Origin of the sequence: Azospirillum oryzae, assembly GCF_900177515.1 — a bacterium.
Taxonomy (GTDB): Bacteria; Pseudomonadota; Alphaproteobacteria; order Azospirillales; family Azospirillaceae; genus Azospirillum; species Azospirillum oryzae_A.
Genome location: NZ_FXAK01000004.1, coordinates 61,271 through 81,778 on the forward strand (window position 1 = coordinate 61,271; position 20,508 = coordinate 81,778).

The 20,508-nt window shown below is 68.1% G+C and carries 18 protein-coding genes; 7 read left to right on the plus strand and 11 right to left on the minus strand.

What is annotated here, in order from left to right; genetic code table 11:
- Position 1: 1 nt before the first annotated feature.
- From B9N97_RS36885 to B9N97_RS07440, 3 genes are all read right to left on the minus strand, one after another.
- Positions 2-1,438, minus strand: coding sequence for a carbohydrate-binding domain-containing protein (locus B9N97_RS36885; RefSeq protein WP_348520078.1), 1,437 nt, complete (start codon positions 1,436-1,438; stop codon positions 2-4).
- A 148-nt stretch (positions 1,439-1,586) separates the two neighbouring features.
- Positions 1,587-1,886 (minus strand): helix-turn-helix domain-containing protein, encoded by a 300-nt coding sequence (locus B9N97_RS07435; protein ID WP_085084933.1) that lies wholly within the window; start codon positions 1,884-1,886, stop codon positions 1,587-1,589.
- 71 nt (positions 1,887-1,957) lie between these two features.
- Positions 1,958-2,536, minus strand: a complete 579-nt coding sequence (locus tag B9N97_RS07440) for a recombinase family protein (RefSeq protein ID WP_085084935.1) — start codon at positions 2,534-2,536, stop codon at positions 1,958-1,960.
- A gap of 139 nt (positions 2,537-2,675) precedes the next feature.
- Here B9N97_RS07440 and B9N97_RS07445 point away from each other — a divergent pair, with 139 nt between their 5' ends.
- Complete coding sequence (locus tag B9N97_RS07445; protein ID WP_085084937.1) at positions 2,676-5,633, plus strand: Tn3 family transposase; 2,958 nt, start codon at positions 2,676-2,678, stop codon at positions 5,631-5,633.
- Positions 5,634-5,993: 360 nt separating this feature from the next.
- Here B9N97_RS07445 and tnpA read toward each other — a convergent pair whose 3' ends face one another.
- A complete protein-coding gene (gene tnpA, locus B9N97_RS07450; RefSeq protein WP_085084939.1) occupies positions 5,994-6,407 on the minus strand; it encodes an IS200/IS605 family transposase in 414 nt (137 codons plus the stop codon).
- A gap of 49 nt (positions 6,408-6,456) precedes the next feature.
- On the opposite strand from tnpA, the gene B9N97_RS07455 reads away from it, so the two are divergent.
- The 6 genes from B9N97_RS07455 (at position 6,457) to B9N97_RS07480 (ending at position 15,932) form a co-directional block, all read left to right on the plus strand.
- Complete coding sequence (locus B9N97_RS07455; protein ID WP_167393229.1) at positions 6,457-7,674, plus strand: RNA-guided endonuclease InsQ/TnpB family protein; 1,218 nt, start codon at positions 6,457-6,459, stop codon at positions 7,672-7,674.
- A 97-nt stretch (positions 7,675-7,771) separates the two neighbouring features.
- Positions 7,772-8,851 (plus strand): M23 family metallopeptidase, encoded by a 1,080-nt coding sequence (locus B9N97_RS07460; protein WP_085084943.1) that lies wholly within the window; start codon positions 7,772-7,774, stop codon positions 8,849-8,851.
- 188 nt (positions 8,852-9,039) lie between these two features.
- A complete protein-coding gene (locus B9N97_RS07465) occupies positions 9,040-11,778 on the plus strand; it encodes a right-handed parallel beta-helix repeat-containing protein (protein WP_085084945.1) in 2,739 nt (912 codons plus the stop codon).
- A gap of 150 nt (positions 11,779-11,928) precedes the next feature.
- A complete protein-coding gene (locus B9N97_RS07470) occupies positions 11,929-13,146 on the plus strand; it encodes an RNA-guided endonuclease InsQ/TnpB family protein (RefSeq protein WP_085084947.1) in 1,218 nt (405 codons plus the stop codon).
- Between the two features lie 63 nt (positions 13,147-13,209).
- Positions 13,210-14,394: a lysylphosphatidylglycerol synthase transmembrane domain-containing protein gene (locus B9N97_RS07475; protein ID WP_244560601.1), complete on the plus strand. Its 1,185-nt coding sequence runs from the start codon at positions 13,210-13,212 to the stop codon at positions 14,392-14,394.
- A gap of 38 nt (positions 14,395-14,432) precedes the next feature.
- Positions 14,433-15,932, plus strand: coding sequence for a bifunctional class I SAM-dependent methyltransferase/glycosyltransferase family 2 protein (locus tag B9N97_RS07480; RefSeq protein WP_085084949.1), 1,500 nt, complete (start codon positions 14,433-14,435; stop codon positions 15,930-15,932).
- A gap of 4 nt (positions 15,933-15,936) precedes the next feature.
- On the opposite strand, the gene B9N97_RS07485 is transcribed toward B9N97_RS07480, so the two are convergent.
- The 7 genes from B9N97_RS07485 to B9N97_RS07515 all read right to left on the minus strand — a co-directional run bounded on the left by B9N97_RS07485 (position 15,937) and on the right by B9N97_RS07515 (position 20,360).
- Complete coding sequence (locus B9N97_RS07485) at positions 15,937-16,146, minus strand: hypothetical protein (protein ID WP_085084951.1); 210 nt, start codon at positions 16,144-16,146, stop codon at positions 15,937-15,939.
- 70 nt (positions 16,147-16,216) lie between these two features.
- The gene (locus B9N97_RS07490) at positions 16,217-16,438 is read right to left on the minus strand and encodes a hypothetical protein (protein ID WP_085084953.1); all 222 of its coding nucleotides are present in this window, start codon (positions 16,436-16,438) and stop codon (positions 16,217-16,219) included.
- A gap of 267 nt (positions 16,439-16,705) precedes the next feature.
- Positions 16,706-18,634 (minus strand): PhoX family protein, encoded by a 1,929-nt coding sequence (locus tag B9N97_RS07495; RefSeq protein ID WP_143266489.1) that lies wholly within the window; start codon positions 18,632-18,634, stop codon positions 16,706-16,708.
- A 173-nt stretch (positions 18,635-18,807) separates the two neighbouring features.
- A complete protein-coding gene (locus B9N97_RS07500) occupies positions 18,808-19,086 on the minus strand; it encodes a hypothetical protein (protein WP_085084957.1) in 279 nt (92 codons plus the stop codon).
- An 11-nt stretch (positions 19,087-19,097) separates the two neighbouring features.
- Positions 19,098-19,706, minus strand: a complete 609-nt coding sequence (locus B9N97_RS07505; RefSeq protein WP_085084959.1) for an NUDIX hydrolase — start codon at positions 19,704-19,706, stop codon at positions 19,098-19,100.
- A gap of 28 nt (positions 19,707-19,734) precedes the next feature.
- Positions 19,735-20,118, minus strand: a complete 384-nt coding sequence (locus B9N97_RS07510) for a type II toxin-antitoxin system VapC family toxin (protein ID WP_085084961.1) — start codon at positions 20,116-20,118, stop codon at positions 19,735-19,737.
- Complete coding sequence (locus B9N97_RS07515) at positions 20,115-20,360, minus strand: type II toxin-antitoxin system Phd/YefM family antitoxin (protein ID WP_085084963.1); 246 nt, start codon at positions 20,358-20,360, stop codon at positions 20,115-20,117. Before B9N97_RS07515 ends, B9N97_RS07510 begins: the two co-directional genes overlap by 4 nt.
- Between the last annotated feature and the right edge of the window lie 148 nt (positions 20,361-20,508).

The window sequence follows — 20,508 nt, forward strand, 5'->3', positions numbered from 1 at the left end:
GTTACGCCGCCATCCCATGCGCCATGTCATGCGCGTCGTACCAGGCGTGCAGGCCGTGGGCGGCGTCCTCGAAGGTCGGCAGGGTTTCCGGCATCCAGGGTGTCGTGACCTCGACCGTCCCGTGCGCCGCCGCGTTGGCCGACACGGTATGGCCCAGCAGGTCACTCGCCTGAAGCTCGGCCACCTGCGCCTGAGAAGTGAACAGGCTCTTGTCGGCGGCGACCACCAGCGTGCCGTTCCACCACATGCCGCTCTGGCCCTTGACCACGTCGCGCCCGTCGAGCGCGCCCTTGTCGTAGGTCACCGCGGCATCGGTGGCGGCATAGCGGTGGCCGTTGACGCTGACGCTGTCGACCAACAGGTTGCGGTCCTGGCCGCCGGCGAAGCCGTCATTGTCGTACTGGACCTGCACCTTGTGGGCGCTGCCGGCCGACACGGTGGCGGTGAAGGCGTAGCTCTTGGCCGCGGTGCCCACCGTGGCGCCGCCGACCGCATGGCCGTCGACCAGCAGGGTGAAATGGGCGTTCACCCCGGCCGCCGCCGTGCCCTTGGCGTTGACCAGGATGGCGGCGCTGGTGGTGGCGGGGGCGCCGGTTCCGGGCACCGTCGGCGTCGTCGTCGTGCCGTAGAGCTGGCCGATCTTCGTCAGCAGCGCCTGGGTGTTGAGGTCGGTGTAGCCGGTGCCGGCGATCGGCGTCCCGGTCTGGTGGGCCAGCGACAGGAACTCGTCCTGGGTCAGGGCGCTGCCGCGCAGCGCGATCGCCTCCTGCTGGGCGAGCGCCACCGCGGCGGTCACCGCCGGCGCGGCGAAGGACGAGCCGTTGCCCATCAGCGTCCGCCCGGCCAGATCGGTCAGCCGGATGTCGGTGCCGTCGGCGCAGAGGTCGGTGATCCCCGGATTGCGCTGGGCCCAGCCCGGCATGGTGCCGTCGCCGCCCGACGCGCTGACGCAGATCGTGTTGTGGTCGGCGGCGAAATAGGAGACGTCGGTCGCCGTCCCGTTCTGCCCGGCATTGCCGGCGGCGGCCGACACCAGCACCCGCTTGGCGGCGAGGCCGGCCAGCTCGTCCGACAGGATGGTGGTGATCTCCGACGTGGCGGAACCGCCGGCCAGCGACAGGTTGACGCCGACGATGTTGTAGTCCGACGCATGGGCCACGACCCATTGCAGCGCCTGCTCGATCGCCGACCCCGACGCGGTGGTGGAGGCGTCCGGCATCACCTTCAGCGCGATGATGCCGAGGTCCGGCGCCTGCGACAGGATGCTGGAGGTCACCAGGGCGCCGTGGGTGTCGGCGTTGGGGTTGCGCGCGTCGGCGTCGTTGTCGGCGTAGTCGTGCTGATAGACCACGTGCGAGGCGGTCTCCCAGGTCGGCGACCAGCCGCTGTCGATGACGACGACCGTCTCGCCCCTGCCGGTATAGGTGCTGTTCGCCATGCTGTCGGTCCCCGTCCTGCTGCCGTCGATAAGATGCGGGGCGGAGTATGAGGGCTGGCGGTGTGGCCTTCGGATGATAAGGACGGGGCGGATTGTGGGCGCGCCACCCCTTATGCGCCGTCGCATAAGGGGGCGCGCATGAGGGGGGTCAGGTGAGGTCGTCCAGATCCATGCGCAGGGCCTCTGCGATGCGCTTCAGGGCATCCACCGAGCCGTTCCGCGCTCCGGCCTCGATCTGCGAGACGTAGGACTGCTTGAGGCCGGCTGCCTCGGCAAGCTGGGTCTGTGTCAGGCCGCGGTGGTCGCGGAACACCTTGACCGGATGCTCCCCCTCCAGCAGCCGCGCCGCGACCTTGTCGGGGAAGGTTTCGGGGGAGGCATCCCGATAGGCGTCGTATGCCTGGATCGCCGCGGCTTCGTCGTCGGCCTCCAGAGGGCATCGCGACATTTGTTCGGCAGACAACGCTAAGGTCGAACGCACCGGGAACAGCGATGGATGATTGCCCAGCCTGATGCTGGTCAGGAGGTGTATGGCGGCCTCTGGAGGCCCGCCAAGCTCATCTCCCGGTAAACGGTGGATCTCCCCAACCCCAGTTGCCTGGCGGCTTCGGTCGGCGACAGGCCAGCTTCCACCAGTTTCAGTGCCGCTTTGATCTTGTCCATGTCCACCGGCTCGCGACCTGGGCGTTTGCCGCGGGCCCGGGCGGCCGCGATGCCGTCCTTCGTGCGCTCGGCGATCAGCCGCCGTTCGAAATGCGCAATCGCGCCGAAGACGTGGAACACCAGTTCGCCGGCCGCCGAAGTGGTGTCGATCCTCTCCTCCAGGCTGAGCAGGCCGATCCCGCGCTCCTTCAGCATGGCCACCGTCGCCAGCAACTCAGCGAGCGATCGGCCGAGCCGGTCGAGGCGGACAATGGCCAGCGTGTCGCCACGGCGCGCATAGGCGAGCAACGCCTCCAACCCTGGCCGGTCCTTCGCCTTGCCCGAGCACACGTCGGTGAAGACCTTCAAGGCGCCGGCCTGCTCCAGCCGCAACCGTTGACCGGCGACATCCTGGTCGCCGGTCGAGACCCGTGCGTAGCCCAGCATGTCGCCCATGCCCGTCCCCCAACCGGCCGTTCTGTGGACGGTCGCGCCGAATCCGACCGGACTGCCACGCCGCCGTCCACAAAATACGTCCCGTTAATCCCTGCTGTCCACAGTCCCCGCCGACGTTTTCTGGACAGGGGAAGACCACGTGGCACGACGCCAATTGCTGACGGAGGAGGAGCGCCGGCTGTTGTTCGGCCTGCCCACGGATCGGGACGCCTTGGCCCGCCATTACACCTTCACCCGGACGGATTTGGATCTCATCGCCATCCGGCGCGGTGACGCCAACCGCTTGGGCTTTGCCGTGCAACTGGCGCTCCTGCGCCATCCCGGATTGCCTCTGGCCCACATCGTCGAGCCGATCGACGCCGTCGTTGGCTGGGTGGCCGAACACCTCGAATTGCCGGCGATCATGTTCGCCGAGTACGCGCACCGGCCTCGGACGATGACCGGTCATGCTCGCGATGCCGCCGTCGCGCTCGGGCTGCGGTTTCCACGCGAGGCCGACCTGCCCGACCTGATCGAGGCCGCGGCGCAGGCGGCCTGGATTTCCGACGAGGGATTGCCGATCGTGACCGGGACCATCGCCGCGCTCCGGTCCGCGAAGATCGTCCTGCCGGCCCCGGCGGTGATCGAGCGCGCCGCCCTGGCGGGCCGTGCCCGCGCCAGAAAGCGGGCGGCGGATGCCCTGGTGGCCGATCTCACGGACGAGCAGCGGGACAAGCTCGACAAACTGCTGGCCGTTGATCCAGCAACCGGGATCACGTCGCTTGCCTGGCTGAAAACCATTCCCACGGCGCCGAAAGCGGATCACGTCCGCAACGTGATCGACAAACTCCACGTCGTTCGCGGCATCGGAATCGGTGCCGAGGCGCAGGCGCGTGTCCATGAAACCCGCTTCCGCCAGTTTGCCCGCGAGGGCATGGCCTCGCCCACCTACCTGATCGAGCGCTGCGCGCCGAACCGGCAGCGCGCGACGCTGGTGGCGCTGCTGATCGACCTGGAGAACCGGCTCACCGACGCCGCGCTCGATATGGCCGACAAGCTGATCGGCGGTGCGTTCACGCGTGCAAAGAACAGCAAGGAGAAGACCTGCGTCGCGAAGACGAAGGATGTCGGCCGATTGATGCGCCTGTTCCACCGCACCATCGAGGCGCTCAGCCTGGCCCAGGAAAGCGACGGGGACGCCCTCGCCCTCGTCAACGAGGCGGTGGGCTGGCCGCAGTTGCTGCGCGTGCGCGGCGAGGTGGCCAGCCTCGCCGAGCTCGCGGAAGAGGACCCGCTGGTCCGCGCCGCCGACCGGTACGTCACCATCCGGAAGTTCGCCCCGGTGCTCCTCGAAGCGCTCACGTTCAAGGCCGCCCGGTGCAAGGATCCGATCCTGGCGGCGGTCGAGTTGCTCAAGGAGCTCAACCGATCCGGCAAGCGCGACATCCCGGCGGACGCGCCGATGCCGTTTCGCAAGGAGTGGCGGCGGCTCGTCGCCAAGGACGGCAAGCCCAACCGGCGGCTCTACGAGACAGCGGTGCTCGCCACCCTGCGCAACAAACTGCGTTCGGGCGACGTGTGGGTGGAGCGGTCGTCCAACTACCGCCGCTTCGACAGCTATCTGCTGCCCGCGGCGGCGGCGGCCCCGATCGCGGCGGAGCTGAAACTTCCTGCGACGGCCGATGAGTGGCTGGCAGCACGGGGGCGCAACCTCGACGAGCGGCTGAAGCGCTTTGCCCAGCGCCTGCGCGACGGCCAACTCGAAGGCGTCGAATTGCGCGACGAGCGGCTGCACATCGCGGCGCTGAAGGCAATCGCGCCGCCGGAAGCGGACGTCCTCGCCGACCGGCTCGACGCCCTTCTGCCGCGCGTGCGCATCACCGAATTGCTGCATGAGGTCAACCAGGCGACCGGCTTCGCGGCGGCGTTCACGAACCTGCGGACCGGCGAGCCCTGCGACAACGAGAACGCGCTGCTCGCTGCCATCCTGGCCGACGGCACCAACCTGGGCCTGACGCGCATGGCCGAGGCCAGTCAGGGCGTGACCCGCGACCAGCTGATCTGGACCGCCGACGCCTACATCCGTCCGGAAACCTACCAGGCGGCCCTGGCCCGGATCATCGACGCTCACCATCGGCTGCCCATGGCCGCCGTCTGGGGTGGCGGCACGACGTCCTCGTCGGACGGCCAGTTCTTCCGCTCCGGCAAGCGCGGCAACGTCGCCGGCGAGGTGAACGCCCGCTACGGCGGCAGCCCCGGCTTCAGCTTCTACACCCACGTCTCGGATCAGCACGGTCCGTTCCATGTCCGGGTCATTTCGGCGGCGACGCACGAGGCACCCTTCGTTCTGGATGGTCTGCTCCACCACGGCACCGGCCTTTCCATCGACACCCACTACGTGGACACGGGCGGCGCCTCGGATCACATGTTCAGTGTGGCGGCCATGCTCGGCTTCCGCTTCTGTCCCCGCCTGCGCGACTTTCCCGAACGCCGCTTGGCCAGCATCGAGCCGCCAAGCTGCTATCCGGACCTGCAGCCGCTGCTGGGCCGGCGGATCAAGGTGGACATCATCCGCGACCATTGGACCGACGTGGTGCGTCTGGTCGCGTCGCTGAAGGCCGGCACCGTGGCGCCCTCGACCATGTTGAAGAAGCTGGCCGCCTACGAGCGGCAGAACCAACTCGATCTGGCGCTCCAGGAACTGGGCCGCATCGAGCGCACACTCTTCATGATCGATTGGTTGGAAACGCCCGAACTCAGGAGGAGCTGTCACATCGGACTGAACAAAGGGGAGCAGCGTCACGCCCTGGCCCAGGCGATCTGCACCTTCAAGCAGGGCCGGATCGCCGACCGCGGGTCCGAGGCCCAGCAGTACCGCGCCTCGGGACTGAACCTGCTCATCGCTGCGATCGTCCACTGGAACTCGACCTACATGGCTGACGCGGTGGCTCACCTGCGCATGATCGGCGAGACCGTGCCCGACGACCTGCTCGTCCACACCTCGCCGGTCGGCTGGGAGCACATCAGCCTGTCCGGTGATTTCCTGTGGGACCGGGCGGCAGCCATACCGATGGGAAGGCGGCCGCTCAACCTGGGACGTCGCCGCCATGCCGCCTGAGATCTGTGTTCTTGCTCTGTTCGAGCTTGGCGTTGTTTACCGAACAAATGTCGCGATGTCCTCCTCCAGCAGGCGCTCATACTCGGCAATGGGCAGCACGGCGAAGGCGGCCTTGCCGTTGCCGTCGCGGATGATCTGTGCCGGGCTGATCATGGATATTCCTCAACGCAGGCGGTTCCCGTGGCGTAGCGGCAGTATCGCTTTTCGCACTGCCTCTTCCAACGACGCTGAGAAGACTTGCGGCTATGAGGGAGCATAAGTCTGGCCCTCACCACCTGCCGCTCCACCATTTGGTGCATGGGGCTTTATTCAATCCTCTGGATTGGCTGGAGGGAAAATGCGCCGCGCTGCCCGGTACGTTCACGCACCGGCGCCGGCTTGGCCCTTGATGTAGCGCTTCAGCGCCTCAAACGGCGTGCCGACAACGGACATCACGCAGTACGAGCGCGACCAGAGTGCGGGCTTGCTGTCCCAGCGCTTCACCTCGTCCGGGAACTCCGCCCGTAAGCGGCGGCTCGTCCCAGTCTTCAGCGCGTTCACGAACTCAGACAAAGCGGTGGTCGGCGGCAGCGTGACGAGCAGGGGCACATGGTCCAGTTCGTCATTGCACTCCAGCATCCGCCCGCCCCAGGCGTTGCACCGCTCCCCGGCGGGCTCGCCAAAGGGTGTCAGCATGTCCACCGTCAGCACACGGCGACGGTATTTCGTCACCAGAACGAGATGGTCGTTCAGGCTGTAGACGCTGTGGTGCGCGTCTTTGACTAGAACAACCAAAACTTGCCATTTCCGCGGAACTAATTATAATATCAGAATGAAAATGCCAGTGCGCAAGGTCACTTACCGCCTCTATCCGTCGCGGACTCAATCTGTGGCCTTGAGCGCTGCCTTACGTCTGCACCAACAGCTGTACAACGCTGCCCTGGAGCAGCGGATCGACGCCTACCGTCGCCGTGGCGTGTCGCTGACCTATGCCGACCAGTGCCACGACCTGACCGCCCTGCGTCAGGAGTGTCCGGAGTTCGCGACGCTTAACTGCTCCTCGCAACAGGTCACGCTGCGCCGGCTCGACAAGGCCTTCAAGGCGTTCTTCGAGCGCGTGAAAACCAAGGGTGCGGCGGCGGGCTTTCCGCGTTTCAAGAGTTTGGCCCGCTTCCCCGGCTTTGGCTTTAAGTCGCACGGCGACGGCTGGCGCTTTACGCCCGGCGTGGAGTGGCGCCATGGCAAGCTGCGCCTCCAGGGCATCGGCACGATCAAGGCGCGCGGACAGGCCCGCCAGGGCGGCATCATCAAGGCGAGCGAACTGCTGCACCGTGACGGCGCCTGGCATCTGTCGCTGACCCTGGAGTGCCCCGACATCATCCGCGCGTCCGGGACTGAGGCGGTCGCCTTCGACTGGGGCACGGAGACCTTTGCCACGCTGGCCATCGGCGAAGCGGACGCGCCCATGATGGAGACGGTCGAGAACCCGCGATGGTACCGCCACGAGCAGCAGCGCATCACCGACCTTCAGCAGGCGGTCAGTCGCAAGCGCCAGGGTTCGAACCGGCGCCGCAAGGCCGCACGCCGACTGGCGAAGGCGCGCGCCCGCACCGCACGGCGCCGTCTTGACTGGCAGCACAAGCTGTCGTCCGACCTTGTCAAGCGGTTCGCCCTGATCGCGACGGAACAGCTGTCGGTCGCCGCCATGACCCGATCCGCCGCCGGAAGCGTGGACGCCCCCGGCAAGCGGGTTGCTCAGAAAGCGGGGCTGAACCGGGAGATCCTCGACACGGCTCCCTCTCAATTCTTGTCGCTGATGCGGTACAAAGTGCAGGAAACTGGCACCGCACGCCTGATCGAAGCGCCGACACGCCGGCTGAAGCCGTCACAGACCTGTCCATGCTGCGGCACGGTCCGAAAGAAGGCTCTCAGCGAGCGTGTGCACAGGTGCGACGTGTGCGGGACGACCTTGCCCCGTGACTTCGCGTCGGCATGGGTTGTCTTGAGGTACGCTCATGGCGGTCTCAAGGCGAAGGGGTCGGAACGGCCCGATGCGGAGTAATGCCCGCGAAGCCACCTCCATTCGCGGAATGGGGGCGGTAGTTCATCTGTAGAGGGACGGTCAGGCAAGACGGAGCAGTGCTGTGCGAGGGGTGTGGATGAGGGTGCCGGTCGATTATCGCTGGGGGTTCGCCGCCCTGGTGTTCCTGCCGTCCGCCGGAGCCGCCCAATCTCCCGCTGCCCCTCCCCCCGCCCTTTTCCCCGGGGCGCCGGTGCTGGAGTTGCCGGTGCGCTGCCGGATCGGGGCGGAGTGCTTCGTCCAGAACTATGTCGATGCCGATCCGGGACCGGGGATGCAGGACTTCGCCTGCGGGCGGCTGACCTATGACGGGCACAAGGGGACCGATTTCCGGCTGCCCGATCTGGAGGCGATGCGGCGCGGGGTGGCGGTGGTGGCCGCGGCACCCGGCACGGTCACCCGCGTGCGCGACGGCATGGAGGATGTCAGCATCCGGCAGAGCGGCGGCGCGCCGGCCGGGCGCGAGGCCGGCAACGCGGTGGTGGTCGATCACGGCAACGGCTGGGAGACCCAGTACAGCCACCTGAAGCGCGGCAGCATCGAGGTCAGGCCGGGAGACCGGGTGGAGGCCGGCACGCCGCTGGCCGAGGTCGGGCTGTCCGGCAACACCGAATTCCCCCATGTTGATTTCGGCATCCGCCACGACGGCCATACCCTCGACCCCTATACCGGCAAGGAGGCGGGAACCGGAGAGGCGCCGGCCTGCGCCGTTGACCAGGGTGCCGCCGATCAGGACACGGCTGCGATGCCGGCGGGCACGCTGTGGAGCGACGCGGCGCGCCGGAAACTCGCCTACCGGCCGAGCGCCCTGCTCGGTGCCGGGCTGGCGCCCGAGGCGCCGAAGGCGGAGGTGGCGCGGGACGGCGGCTATGGCGGCAAGCCCCTGCCCGCCGACGCGCCGACGCTGGGGGTGTGGGCGGAGCTGATGGGCGGGCGGAAGGGCGACCGGGTGACGTTGGAGGTGACCGGCCCCGACGGCCGCCGCCTGTCCCGCAACGAGGGCGCGGTGCCGCGTCCGCTGGCCGTGCTGTTCTTCGGCACCGAGGTGAAGAAGCCCGTTCCCGGCTCCTGGCCGTCCGGCCCCTACCGGGTGACGGTGACGCTGCGCCATGGCGACGAGACGGTGTTCCGGGAGGAGCGGCGGGTCGAGCTGCGCTGACCGGGTTGAACGGCAGGCGTTCAAAACAACGCGGAGGACTGGGCAAGTGACAATTGCCATGCCTTGAGCATTTGTCACGAAATGAACACGGAACACATCACGAAAGTGTACATCCGAAAGGATGAGCCTGCCTCTTTATTAAGTACTTCTGCCGTGTGATTGCCCGGTATCGGCAAGGCAATCCGGCAATGACAGACACTCAGCAGGCTTTCTACGTCGCGACCAACGGCAACGATTCCTGGTCGGGGCGTTTGGCGGCACCCAATGCCGACGGCACCGACGGTCCTTTCGCCACGCTGGAACGCGCGCAAAGCGCGATGCGGGCGACCGGCATCCGCGACACCTATGTGCGCGGCGGCACCTATGCCATGGCGCGCACGGTCACGCTGACCGGGGCCGACAATGGCGTGCGCATCATGGCCTATCCGGGCGAGACGCCGGTCTTCAGCGGCGGCGAGCGGGTCGGCGGCTTCACCGCCATCGGCGGCGGGCTCTATGCCGCGCCGACCTCTGCCACCGGTCTCGACCTCTTCATCGGCGGGGTGCGGCAGAAGGTGGCGCAGACCGGCGACTGGAACGCCGGCGACGCCAAGTCCGGCTGGTCGGTGCTGGAGGCGGCGGCCGGCGGCGCCAGCAAGACCAGCCTGCGCATCGGGGCCGGCGACGGGGCGATGGCGGCGGTGCTGGCCGCCGGCGTCCAGCCCGGCATGATGGTCCAGACCTTCGACACCGAGCGGCTGTCCGACAACATCGTCGGCGTCGCCTCCGCCGATGCCGGCAGCCGGACCGTCAACTTCACGCAAGGGGTGAAATACGCCCTGCGCAGCGGCGGCACCTACCGCCTGCTGAACGACGACGCCTTCCTCCGCGACGCCGGCGAGTTCGCCTGGCAGGCCGAGACCGGTCGGCTGGTGGTGAAGCCGCAGGACCCCGGCACCCTGCTGAGCCAGGGTGCGGTGGTGGCGCGGCTGGGCACGCTCTTGTCGCTGAACGGGGCGAGCGGCGTCACCCTGCAGGGGCTGACCTTCGCCGACACCACATGGGACGGCTCGGCCCTGACGCTGACCAACGCATCGGGCAACAGCATCGCCGGCAACCGCTTCGTCGATGCCGGCACGGCGATGACGCTGACCGGATCGTCCGGCAACGTGATCGAGGCCAACCGGCTGGAGCATCTGGGGGCGAGCGGCATCAAGGTCGGCTACGGCAGCAACGGCAACCGCATCAGCGCCAACAGCATCAATGGCATCGGCGAGGTGCTGAAGGACGTCGCCGGCATCCAGCTCTACGGCACCAGCGGCACGCTGATCTCCGGCAACGACATCCGCAACAGCCCGCGCTACGGCATCTCGATCAAGAACTGGGACGGCGCCACCGTCAACACCGACACGGTGGTGGAATACAACCGCATCTACGACACGATGACCGAGACCGCCGACGGCGGCGCCATCGAGATGCTGGGCCGTTCCAACGTCGACACCCGCACGACCATCCGCGGCAACGACATCCGCAACGTCGGCGGGCTGGCGACCGACGGGTCGGGCTGGCTCGACCGCCACAAGAGCTTCGGCATCTATCTGGACGACATGGCCAACGGCGTCGCCGTCCGGGACAACTTCATCCAGAACACCGGCTGGGCCAGCGTCTTCATCCATGGCGGCGATTCCAACAGCGTCACCAACAACTTCGCCACCCTGTCCAACCCGCGCGAACGCTTCATCCGGCTGGAATGGGTGCCGAGCGCCGGCAACATCGGGCTGCTCGCCAACAACAGCGTCACCGGCAACGTCATCTCCTCCTCGACGGGCGTTGATTACTGGGAGTTTTGGACCCCCGGTTCCTACACCGTCACCAACAACCTGCTGCAGGGCGTGCGTGGGCTGACCGGCGGCGACACGGTGTCGTCGGGGCTGTTCACCAACCCGGCGGCCGGCGATTTCCGGCTCGGCAGCGGGGCCGGTGCGGGAATGGGAATCCATGACCTGGACTGGGCGCGGATGGGGTCGGCGCCGCTGACGGTGCCGGGGATCCCCAGCCCCGGCGCAGGCGGCGGCGGTGGAGGCGGTTCGGGAAGCGGGACCAGCGGGACCAGCCCGGCGACCGGCACCTCCGCCACCTCGTCCGGGCAGGCCTTTTCGCCGCTGGCCTACATCGCCTCCTACGCCGACCTGTCGGCGGCCTTCGGCACCGATGCCGCCGCCGGTGCGGCGCATTACGCCGCCATGGGCCGGGCGGAGGGGCGGACGGTGACCTTCGATCCGCTGGCCTACATCGCCTCCTACGGCGATCTCGCCAACGCCTTCGGCACCAACGGCGATGCCGGTGCGGCGCATTACATCACCATGGGCCGGGCGGAGGGCCGGACGGTGAGCTTCGACCCGCTGGCCTATGCCGCCTCCTACGGCGACCTCGCCGCCGCCTTCGGCACCGACCGGACGAGCGCCGAGATCCACTACATCACCATGGGCCGGGCGGAAGGGCGGACGGTGAGCTTCGACCCGCTGGCCTATCTCGCCTCCTACGGCGATCTCGCCGCCGCCTTTGGCACCGACCGGACGAGTGCCGAGATCCACTACATCACCATGGGCCGGGCGGAGGGCCGGACGGTCACCTTCGATCCCACGGCCTATCTGGCCGCCAACAGCGACCTTGCCGCCGCCTTCGGCACCGACACCACCCGGGCCGAGCTGCATTACCTGACCAACGGCCGGACCGAAGGACGGACGACCGGCTTCAACGCGTCGGCCTATCTGGCGGCGAATGCCGACGTGGCGGCGGCGACCGGCGGCGACCTGACGGCGGCGATGCGGCACTACATCGTCTTCGGCAGGCTGGAAGGCCGGGCGCTGAGCCCCGCCGGCTCCGCACCCCGCGCGGCGGCGATGGTTCCCGACAGTGGCATGCTGGCCGCCGCCGGGATGGGGTGAGCACGGTATTTAGCGTCGCAAGCTCCGGCGTTCAGGCTGAAGATAAGCGCGAAGGCGATACTTGGTCACGAAGACCAAGTTGACGTGCATCGCAAAAACACAGGTGGCGCTCACGTCGGAAGTCGCTTCCATCGGTCATAGGCCACTGTCATGATGCTGCTCATGATCGAACGGAAAGCCGTCCTGTTCCGCCTCTATCCGACGTCCGAGCAAGCCGCTCAGATGGCGCAGATCGCAGGGGCGTGCCGGTTCGTCTACAACCTCGCCTTGGAGCAGCGTCGGGACTGGTACCGTCCCGGCCGAAGGTTCAATTTTGCCAGCCAATGCCGTGAGGTCACGCTGTTGCGGGCCGAGGTGGCGTGGCTGAAGGCGGTGCCGGTCCACACCTTGCAACAGGCGTTGCGCGATCTCGACCGGGCTTATCAGAACTGGTGGGCCGGCCGGGCCAAGGCACCGACCCCGCGCCGGAAGGGGCTGAACGACAGCTTCCGCTTCCCCGACCCCATCTCGCTGGTGGTCGAGCGCACGGGCGTCTCATCCGGGCGAATGAAATTGCCTAAGCTGGGTTGGGTTCGCCTGCGCGGCTGGACGGCGCTGCCGGGTGCCATTTGCACCATCACGGTGTCCCGCCGGGCCGGGCACTGGTTCGCCGCCGTCCAGTGCGAGCGCGAGGTGGTCGAGCCAGCCCCGTCCATCCTGCCGCCGGTTGGGATCGACCTCGGCGTGGCGGTGTTCGCCGCGCTCAGCGATGGCACCAGCATCGCCCCAGCCAACCACGGCAAGACGGCGCTGAAGGCCCTGCGTAAGGCCCAACGCGCTCTGGCGCGTAAGACGCGGGGGTCGGCCAACCGGCGCAAGGCGGTGCGGCGGGTTGCCAAACTTCAAAAGCGGGTGGCCGACGCTCGCAAGGACTTTCTCCACAAGCACAGCACGATCATCGCCAAGAACCACGGCCTGGTCGTTGTGGAGGCGTTGCCGGTGCGGAGCATGTCCGCATCGGCGAAGGGCACGGCTGCGGAGCCGGGCTGCCGGGTTCGGCAGAAAGCCGGACTGAACCGGGCCATCCTCGATCAGGGATGGGGTCTGTTCCGCACCATGCTGGCCTACAAGCTGGCGGATCGTGGCGGAAAGCTGGTGGAGGTGCCCGCCGCCTACACCAGCCAGACTTGCGCCTGTTGTGGCCATGTCGATGCGGCCAACCGGCCGAGCCAACCGGTCTTCGTGTGCGGGCGCTGCGGTCACAGGGCCAATGCCGACACCAACGCGGCGATCAATATCCTACGGCGCGCGGACAGCGCGTTGACGCCTGTGGAGGGGCACCGCGCCAAGCGGCCCGATGAAGCAGGAACCAGCCGGAGGGCCGCATGATGTGCCTCTCCGGAGCCTCCGCCCGTCAGAGCGGAGAGGACGTCAGCGGGTGACAAGCCGGGCGTGAGCCGTTACAACGGCCCGTTCGGCGCCGCTGTCCCGCGGCACCCGGATTTCCATGCGGGGATGATGGCCCAGGCTCTTCTCGACACCCCCTTCGTCCAATCGGCGAAGCCCGGCTCCGACTCCGGCTCCGACTCCGGCCCCGGCCCCGGTCCGGACAAGGCCGGTCCGGGGAAGCCGTCCGGACGGCGGTGGCCGCTGCTGGTCAAGCTGGCGGTGACGGTCGTGGTGCTGGGCGCGCTCGCCGCCGGGGCCGACTGGGCCGGCATCGCCGCGCGCCTGTCGGCCGCCGATCCGTGGCTGTTCGCCGCCGGCTTCGCCGTGAAGGCGCTGACCCTGCCCTTCGCCTCGCAACGGTGGCGGGCGGTCGGCCGCGCCGCCGGCTTCTCCCTGACCCGCTGGACCGCCTTCCGCCTGCAGATGGCCAGCGGTTTCGTCGGCCAGATCCTGCCGGGATCGGTCGGCGCCGACCTGCTGCGCGGCTGGTTCACCTGGCGGCTCGGCCACCCGGCCGGGCCGGTGATGCTGGCCCTGCTGGTCGACCGGCTGATGGCGCTCTTGGGGGTGGTGCTGATCGGGCTGGTCGGGCTGCCGCATCTGGCCGCGGTGGCGCCGCCCGCCGTCGCCGGCACCGTGCTGGCCGGGGCGCTGGTCCTGGCCGTCGCCATGGGGCTGCTGCTGCTCGCCGGGCGCATCCCGCGCGACCGGCTGCCGATCCCGAAGCGGCTGCGCGACGGGGCGCTGGGGCGGACCCTGTGGGGGGCGGTGGCGCAGCTGCGCGCCATGGCCGGCAACCCGGCCGCCTGGGCGGCGTTGGGCCACAGCATCGGCGTCCATCTCGCCACCATCACCGCCACCATCCTGTTCGCCCGCTCGGTCGGCCTGCCGCTCGGCTGGCTGGACGGGCTGGCCATCGTGCCGGCCGCCATCGTCGCCGCCGCCTTGCCCGTCTCGCTCGGCGGCTGGGGCGTGCGCGAGGGGGCGATGGTCGCCGGTTTCGCGCTGCTCGGCTTCGATGCCGACGCGGCCCTTCTGGTCTCGCTGCTGATCGGACTGTCGATCGCCGTCCTGTCGTTGCCCGGCGGCCTGTTCTGGCTGCTGCTGCGCAGCGAGACCGCCGCCCGGACGGCTGTCACGACGTCTGATGACGGACCCGACGCCTTTCCCACGGATTTCTCCCGATGACCGATCAGCCGACTTCGACGCTTTCCCGGAGCGCTTCCATGGATGCCGCCACGCCGGACACCGCCGCCGCGACCACCGCAGCCGTCGAGACGCGCGGCCTCTCCCCGCGCCAGCAGCGCATCCGGTCGCTGTTCGACGCCATGGCCCCCCTGCGCGACCGCTGGGCCGAGCGCAACCGCGCCTTCCATGACGCCGACCGCGCCTATCTGCGCTTCCTGATTCCGGAAGGGGCGACGGTGCTGGAGATCGGCTGCGGCGTCGGCGACACGCTGGCGGCCTTGAAGCCGGCGCGCGGCGTCGGCATCGACCTCAGCCCGGCGACCATCGCCGTGGCGAAGGCCCGCCATCCGCAGCTGGAGCTGATCGCCGCCGACGCCGAGGATCCGGCGACCATCGACGCCGTGGAGGGGCCGTTCAGCCACATCCTGCTGTCGGGCACCATCGGCTTCCTCGACGACATCGAGGAGACGCTGCGCCTGCTGCGCCGGGTCGCTACGCCGAAGACCCGCATCATCGTCAGCTATCACTCCCGCGTCTGGGAGCCGATCCTGTGGGCGGCGGAGAAGCTGGGGATGCGCATGCCGCAGGGCCAGCAGAACTGGCTGTCGACCAGCGACATCGTCAACCTGCTGGATTTGGCCGGCTGGGAGCCGGTGCGCCGCGAATGGCGCCAGCTGATCCCGAAGCGGCTGTTCGGGCTGGGCACGCTGGTCAACCGCTACGTCGCTCCGCTGCCCGGCATCCGCCGGCTGTGCGTGCGCAACTATGTCGTCGCCCGGCCGCAGCCCACCGTGGATGAGGTGACGGTCGACGGCAAGCCGGCCTCGGTCACCATCCTGATCCCCTGCCGCAACGAGCGCGGCAACATCGAGAACGCCATCCGCCGCCTGCCCCGCTTCGCCCCCGACATCGAGGTGATCTATGTCGAGGGCAACAGCCAGGACAACACCTACGAGGAGTGCCTGCGCGTCCGCGACGCCTATCCCGACTGGGACATCAAGGTGATGAAGCAGCCCGGCAAGGGCAAGGGCGACGCGGTGCGCGCCGGATTCGCGGTGGCGCGCGGCGACATCCTGATCATCCTCGACGCCGACCTGACGGTGCCGCCGGAGACGATGGGGAAATTCTATCAGGCGATGGTGTCGGGGCGCGGCGAGTTCGTGAACGGCACCCGGCTGGTCTATCCGATGGCGCCGGAGGCGATGCGCTTCCTGAACTTCCTGGCCAACCGGGCCTTCGCGCGCATCTTCTCCTTCCTGCTGAACCAGCGCTTCACCGACACGCTGTGCGGCACCAAGGTTCTGTGGCGCCAGGATTACGAGACCATCGTCGCCAACCGCCATTACTTCGGCGATTTCGACCCCTTCGGCGATTTCGACCTGATCTTCGGCGCCGCCAAGCAGAACCTGAAGATCGTCGAGGTGCCGGTGCGCTACGCCGACCGCAGCTATGGTGAGACCCAGATCTCCCGTTTCACCCACGGCTGGCTCTTGGCCCGCATGGTGGTGTTCGCCTGGAAGAAGCTGAAGGCGTTTTAAGACCTCACACCGGTTCCGCGGCGGCGAGCGGCAGGAAGGCCTGATAGCCGTCGCGCTGTTCGGTCAGGCTCAGCAGCAGGTCGTTCAGGCTGTCGCGGGCGAAGGTGTCGGTGGTCGAGGCCATCCGGCGGCGGACGACGGCGATGAACTCCTCCAGCACTTCCAGATGCAGGGTGGCGGAGGCGAGGACGTCCTGGGCGATGGGGGCGGTCATGATGGCGGTCTTTCGCGGAAGAGGGGCGGCGATGGGGGCGGAGCTGCCGGCGCGGACTGGAGCGGTCGGGTCAGGCGGCGAGCGCGTTGGCGGTCGGGGCGGCGGCGAGCACGGCGCGGTAGGTCTCGCGCTGCTCGGTCAGACCGGCCAGCAGGTCGGTCAGGCTGTCGCGGGTGAAATCGCTGGTGGCACCGTCCAGCTTCGACTGGGCGATCGCGATGAATTCGTCGACCACATCCAGGTGCAGGGAAGCAGAGGAGAAGACGTTGATGGCGCAATCGGTCTTGGACATGGTGGCGATCCCTGTATTCGTGGTGGAGGCTTCTGCCCGTTCTGATGAGCTTATTGAGCCATCCGGCCAGTTAACGAGGTGTTAAGATCACCGATTGGTTCTAGGTCGATTGATGATTACCACTTCCAAGAAAACATCATTCGGGTAGTTTTGCGTCGGTATTACTTCTTTCGATAAGGCATGAAAAAAGCGCGGCCGGGTCACCGGCCGCGCTTCTTGTCGTTTCAACTCAGGTCCGGCCAGACCGGCCCTATCAGACCGCCCCCATCAAACGGCCTGGGGCAGCCCGTGGATGTAGCCGACGCCGCCGCTGCGGCGGTTGCGGTAGGCGTCGTCGATCAGGGCGGCGAGGCTGTCCTTCACCTTGTCGTGCAGGCCCTTCTCCCAGTCGCCGGGGTGCTGGAAGTTGCTCATGACGTAGGAGAAGCCGTTGACGTCGTCGACCGCCTGCAGGCCGGTCGATTCCGCACCCGCCGGGCAGGACAGGATGCGGGCCAGTTTCTTGCTGTCGACGTTGTAGGCCCACAGGAAGTTGTTGACGTGGTTGCCGCTGTCCTCGCCGATGAACAGCGTGCGCAGCTTCTCGGAGAACTTCAGGTTGTCCGGGTTGGCGATCAGGTCGGCGTCGGCGGTGTTGCCGAGCGCGTCCGGCGTGGCGAGGTCGCGGCCGACCAGGGCGGGGACCGGGCTGAAATGCACCGGCACCCACTCGCTGTCGATGGCGGCGCCGGCGAGGTCGGTCTGGCTCGCCTTCATCGGCAGCTGATAGACGGCGCCGGCGTTGATCGCCTTCACCTTGATGCCGCTCTTGCCGTCGCTCATCGACTTGTAGATGTAGGACACCGCCATGTAGGCGGTCTTGTCCTTGGCGTTGACGGTGACGCCTTCCAGCTTCGACAGGGCCAGCGTGGCACCGACGGTCGGGGCGTAGCGGTGGGTTTCCAGGAAGGCGGCGGCCTTTTCCATGCCCGGCTTGAACTTGACCCACTGGGTCTTGCCGTTGAAGCCGATGGCGGTGAAGGACGGGTCCTTCGGATCCTCCTTCTTCACCTCGACGATGTCGGCGGCCTTCAGGCTGTCGGCCAGCGTCTCGATCTCGGCGCTGGTGGCGTGGCCCAGCTTGACCCACGTCAGGGCGAAGGCGCCGCCCTTGTCGATGTCCTTGCCCTCTTCCTGCTCCATCTTGGCGGCATAGAGGGTGCCGGCGGACAGGTCCTTGGCCTGATCGGCGATGAACATGAACAGGCCGCCGTTGGTGGTGTCGTCACCCATCAGCACGGTGCGCTCGTCCGGCATCACCTGCACCAGCTCGTGCGAGATGCGGCCCAGGCAATAGTGCTTCCTGATGGTGCCGGTGCCGTCGGGGTGGACCGTCACTTCCGGCAGGTGGCCGTAGTGATAGGGGTTGGCCTTGGTCTCGTCGCCGAACAGGTTCTTGCTGTAGGCGCGGAACTGGTCGTCGAGCGCCGCCGCGTCCGGCTCGTACTCCTCGCTCGACAGGTGGGTGTTCCAGGGCGACAGGCTGGCGCCGCAGGTGATCCACAGGCCGTGCGCCGGGCTGGTGTCGACATTGTGGTACTGCACCAGCTTCAGCGCGCCGGATTCCTTGTTCTGGTCCAGCGTCAGGACGGCGATCGGCGACGGCAGCTTGCCGTACATCGAGGCGTCCTTGGAATCGCGGGAGGCGTATTCGAACTGGACGACGGCGAACAGGGTGTTGCCGGTCACGCCCGCCACCTTGGCGCCGGGGATCGGGGCCAGCAGGTTGCAGCCGTCCGGGCAGTCGGAGAAGAACGGCGCCGGAGTCGCCATCGAGGTATCGAGGATCGGCTTGCCGTTGATGTCGGTATAGCCGCCGGCCAGGATGGTGCCGCCCTTGCCGTCCGGCACTTGATCGCCGGTGATGAACAGCGGCTGGTAGCCGAGCGCGAAGCTCTGCTTGGAGCCGTCGGCCCAGGTCACGACCATGCTGGATTCGACCGTGGTCTTCGCCTGCGCGGCGGCGGTGGTCGGAGCGGCCATGCCGACGAACTCGACGGCGACCGGCGTGCCCTTGGCGGCGGCTGCTTCGGCGCCCGAGGCGAACAGCAGCTCCCCGGCGCCGATGCCGGCGACCGGCAGCAGCGGCAGGCCGGCAAGGGCGCGGAGCACCGAACGGCGCGACGTTTCAGGCAATTGGACGGACAAATCGGTCATGACTGGTGTCTCCCGAACCCTCATCAGGGCAAGCGGCTGGCATGAGCGGAACCGCCGGGCTATTGGAGCCCGTTCGGTGCCGGCTTGATCTTGGCGAGCGTCGGGAAGCTACCGCGGGGATGTTACAGTTTGACGGTCGGTTCCCCGTTCGATGGCGGGGGAACCGCCGCCGGTCAGCGCGCGCTGAGCATGCAGGTGCGGTCGGACGGCATGGGCAGGACCACCGGCTTGCCGTCGGCCCCGGTGCCGCGCACCTCGCGTCCGCCGGCTTTCCCGCTGGATGCCGGCAGATCGACGATCTCCGGGTCGGTCACTTGGCCCGCGACGCTCCATTGCCGGGTCTGCGGGTCCTGGCAGCGCAGTTCGTACCGGCCCTTCATCGGCTCGGCGGCGGCCGGGAGGGCGGCCAGTGTCAGGAAGGCCATCAGGGCCATTGGGGCGAAGCGGGTCATCGGGCTTTTCCTCAACCGGCTGTGTCTGGGGTATGGGGGCGGGACAGCACCCGTGCGATGTCGGCCTGCCAGACCATGCTGACCAGCGCGATCTGGGTCAGCAGATGCATCTCGCCGCGGCCGATGGCCTCCAGCAGCTCCGCCCTTGTCAGGAACAGGATCTCGGTGTCTTCCAGGTCGTCGGCGATCGGGTCGGCGACCCGGCGGCAGCCGGTGGCGTGGAACATGTGCGACCAGGCCCCGCCCTGGTTGGCGTTGACGATGTAGGCGCCGAGGTCGGTCCAGCTCTCCGCCGCCATCCCGGTCTCCTCCATCAGCTCGCGCCTGGCCGCGGCCAGCGGCTCCTCGCCAGGCGACAGGTGGCCGCCGGGGAAGACCAGCCCGACCTTGCGTGGGCCGTGGCGGTACTGGCGGTAGGTGACGATCCGCCCGTCCGCCGTCTCGGCGAAGATGCAGGCGAAGGAGGGCTGGTCGAACTGGTAGTAATCGTCGATCCGCCGTCCGTCCGGCAGCTCCACCGTCTCCACCCGCACCTTCAGGAAGGGATCGGCGTCGAGCAGCTCGCGGCTGCCCAGCACGGTCCAGGGGCGATGCAGGCGGTAGGGGCGGTGTCCGGGCATGGAATGGCCTGTTCTGGGACGGGGGCGATCACCACAGCCGCGTGACGATGCCGTCGAAGACCGCGTCGGCGGAGACCAGCGGCAGCTTGTAATGCATCGACGTGGCCGCCAACAGACGGTCAAAAGGATCACGGTGGGTCCAGTCCATCATGCCGGCGATCAGGCAGACCGCGGGATCGAAGCCGGCCACCAGCCCGCCCTGTTCGGTCAGCAGGGCATCCAGCCGTTCCACGAAGGGTGCCATCTCCGGCCATTTGCCGAGCCGGACCTTCTGGGCGATCTCAAAGAAGGTGATCGGGCTGACGAGCACCATGTCGGCGGCGGCGATGGCGGCAACGGCCGGTTTCGACAGGCGGGCATCGCCGGACAGGCTCCAGGCCCAGGCATGGGTGTCGAGGAGGACCGCCGTCATGGAACCCTGACGCCCTCCCCTTCCCAGGCGTCGAGATCGGCCTCGTCCATCGGTTCGAAGAAGTCCGGCCCGGTGCCGAGCCTGTCCTTCAGCAGGCCGATGGTGAAGGACCCGCGGGAAACCGGGACCAGCCGCACGACCGGCTTGCTTCCCTTGGCGATGACCACCTCCTCGCCGCGCAGAGCCGCCTCGATCAGCTTGGACAGGTTGGTCTTGGCCGCATGAATGGTGAACTGCCGCATCCGGCCCCTCCATCTTTCTCAAGGATCATAGGCGTCGCCCCCATATTGGTCAACTTGACTAACCTCATGGCGTGACGGAGAACTTCCGGGGTGCGGTTGATAATCTTCAGTTGCAGGGCGACGTCCGGGCAAGCGAGAGAAGATTTTG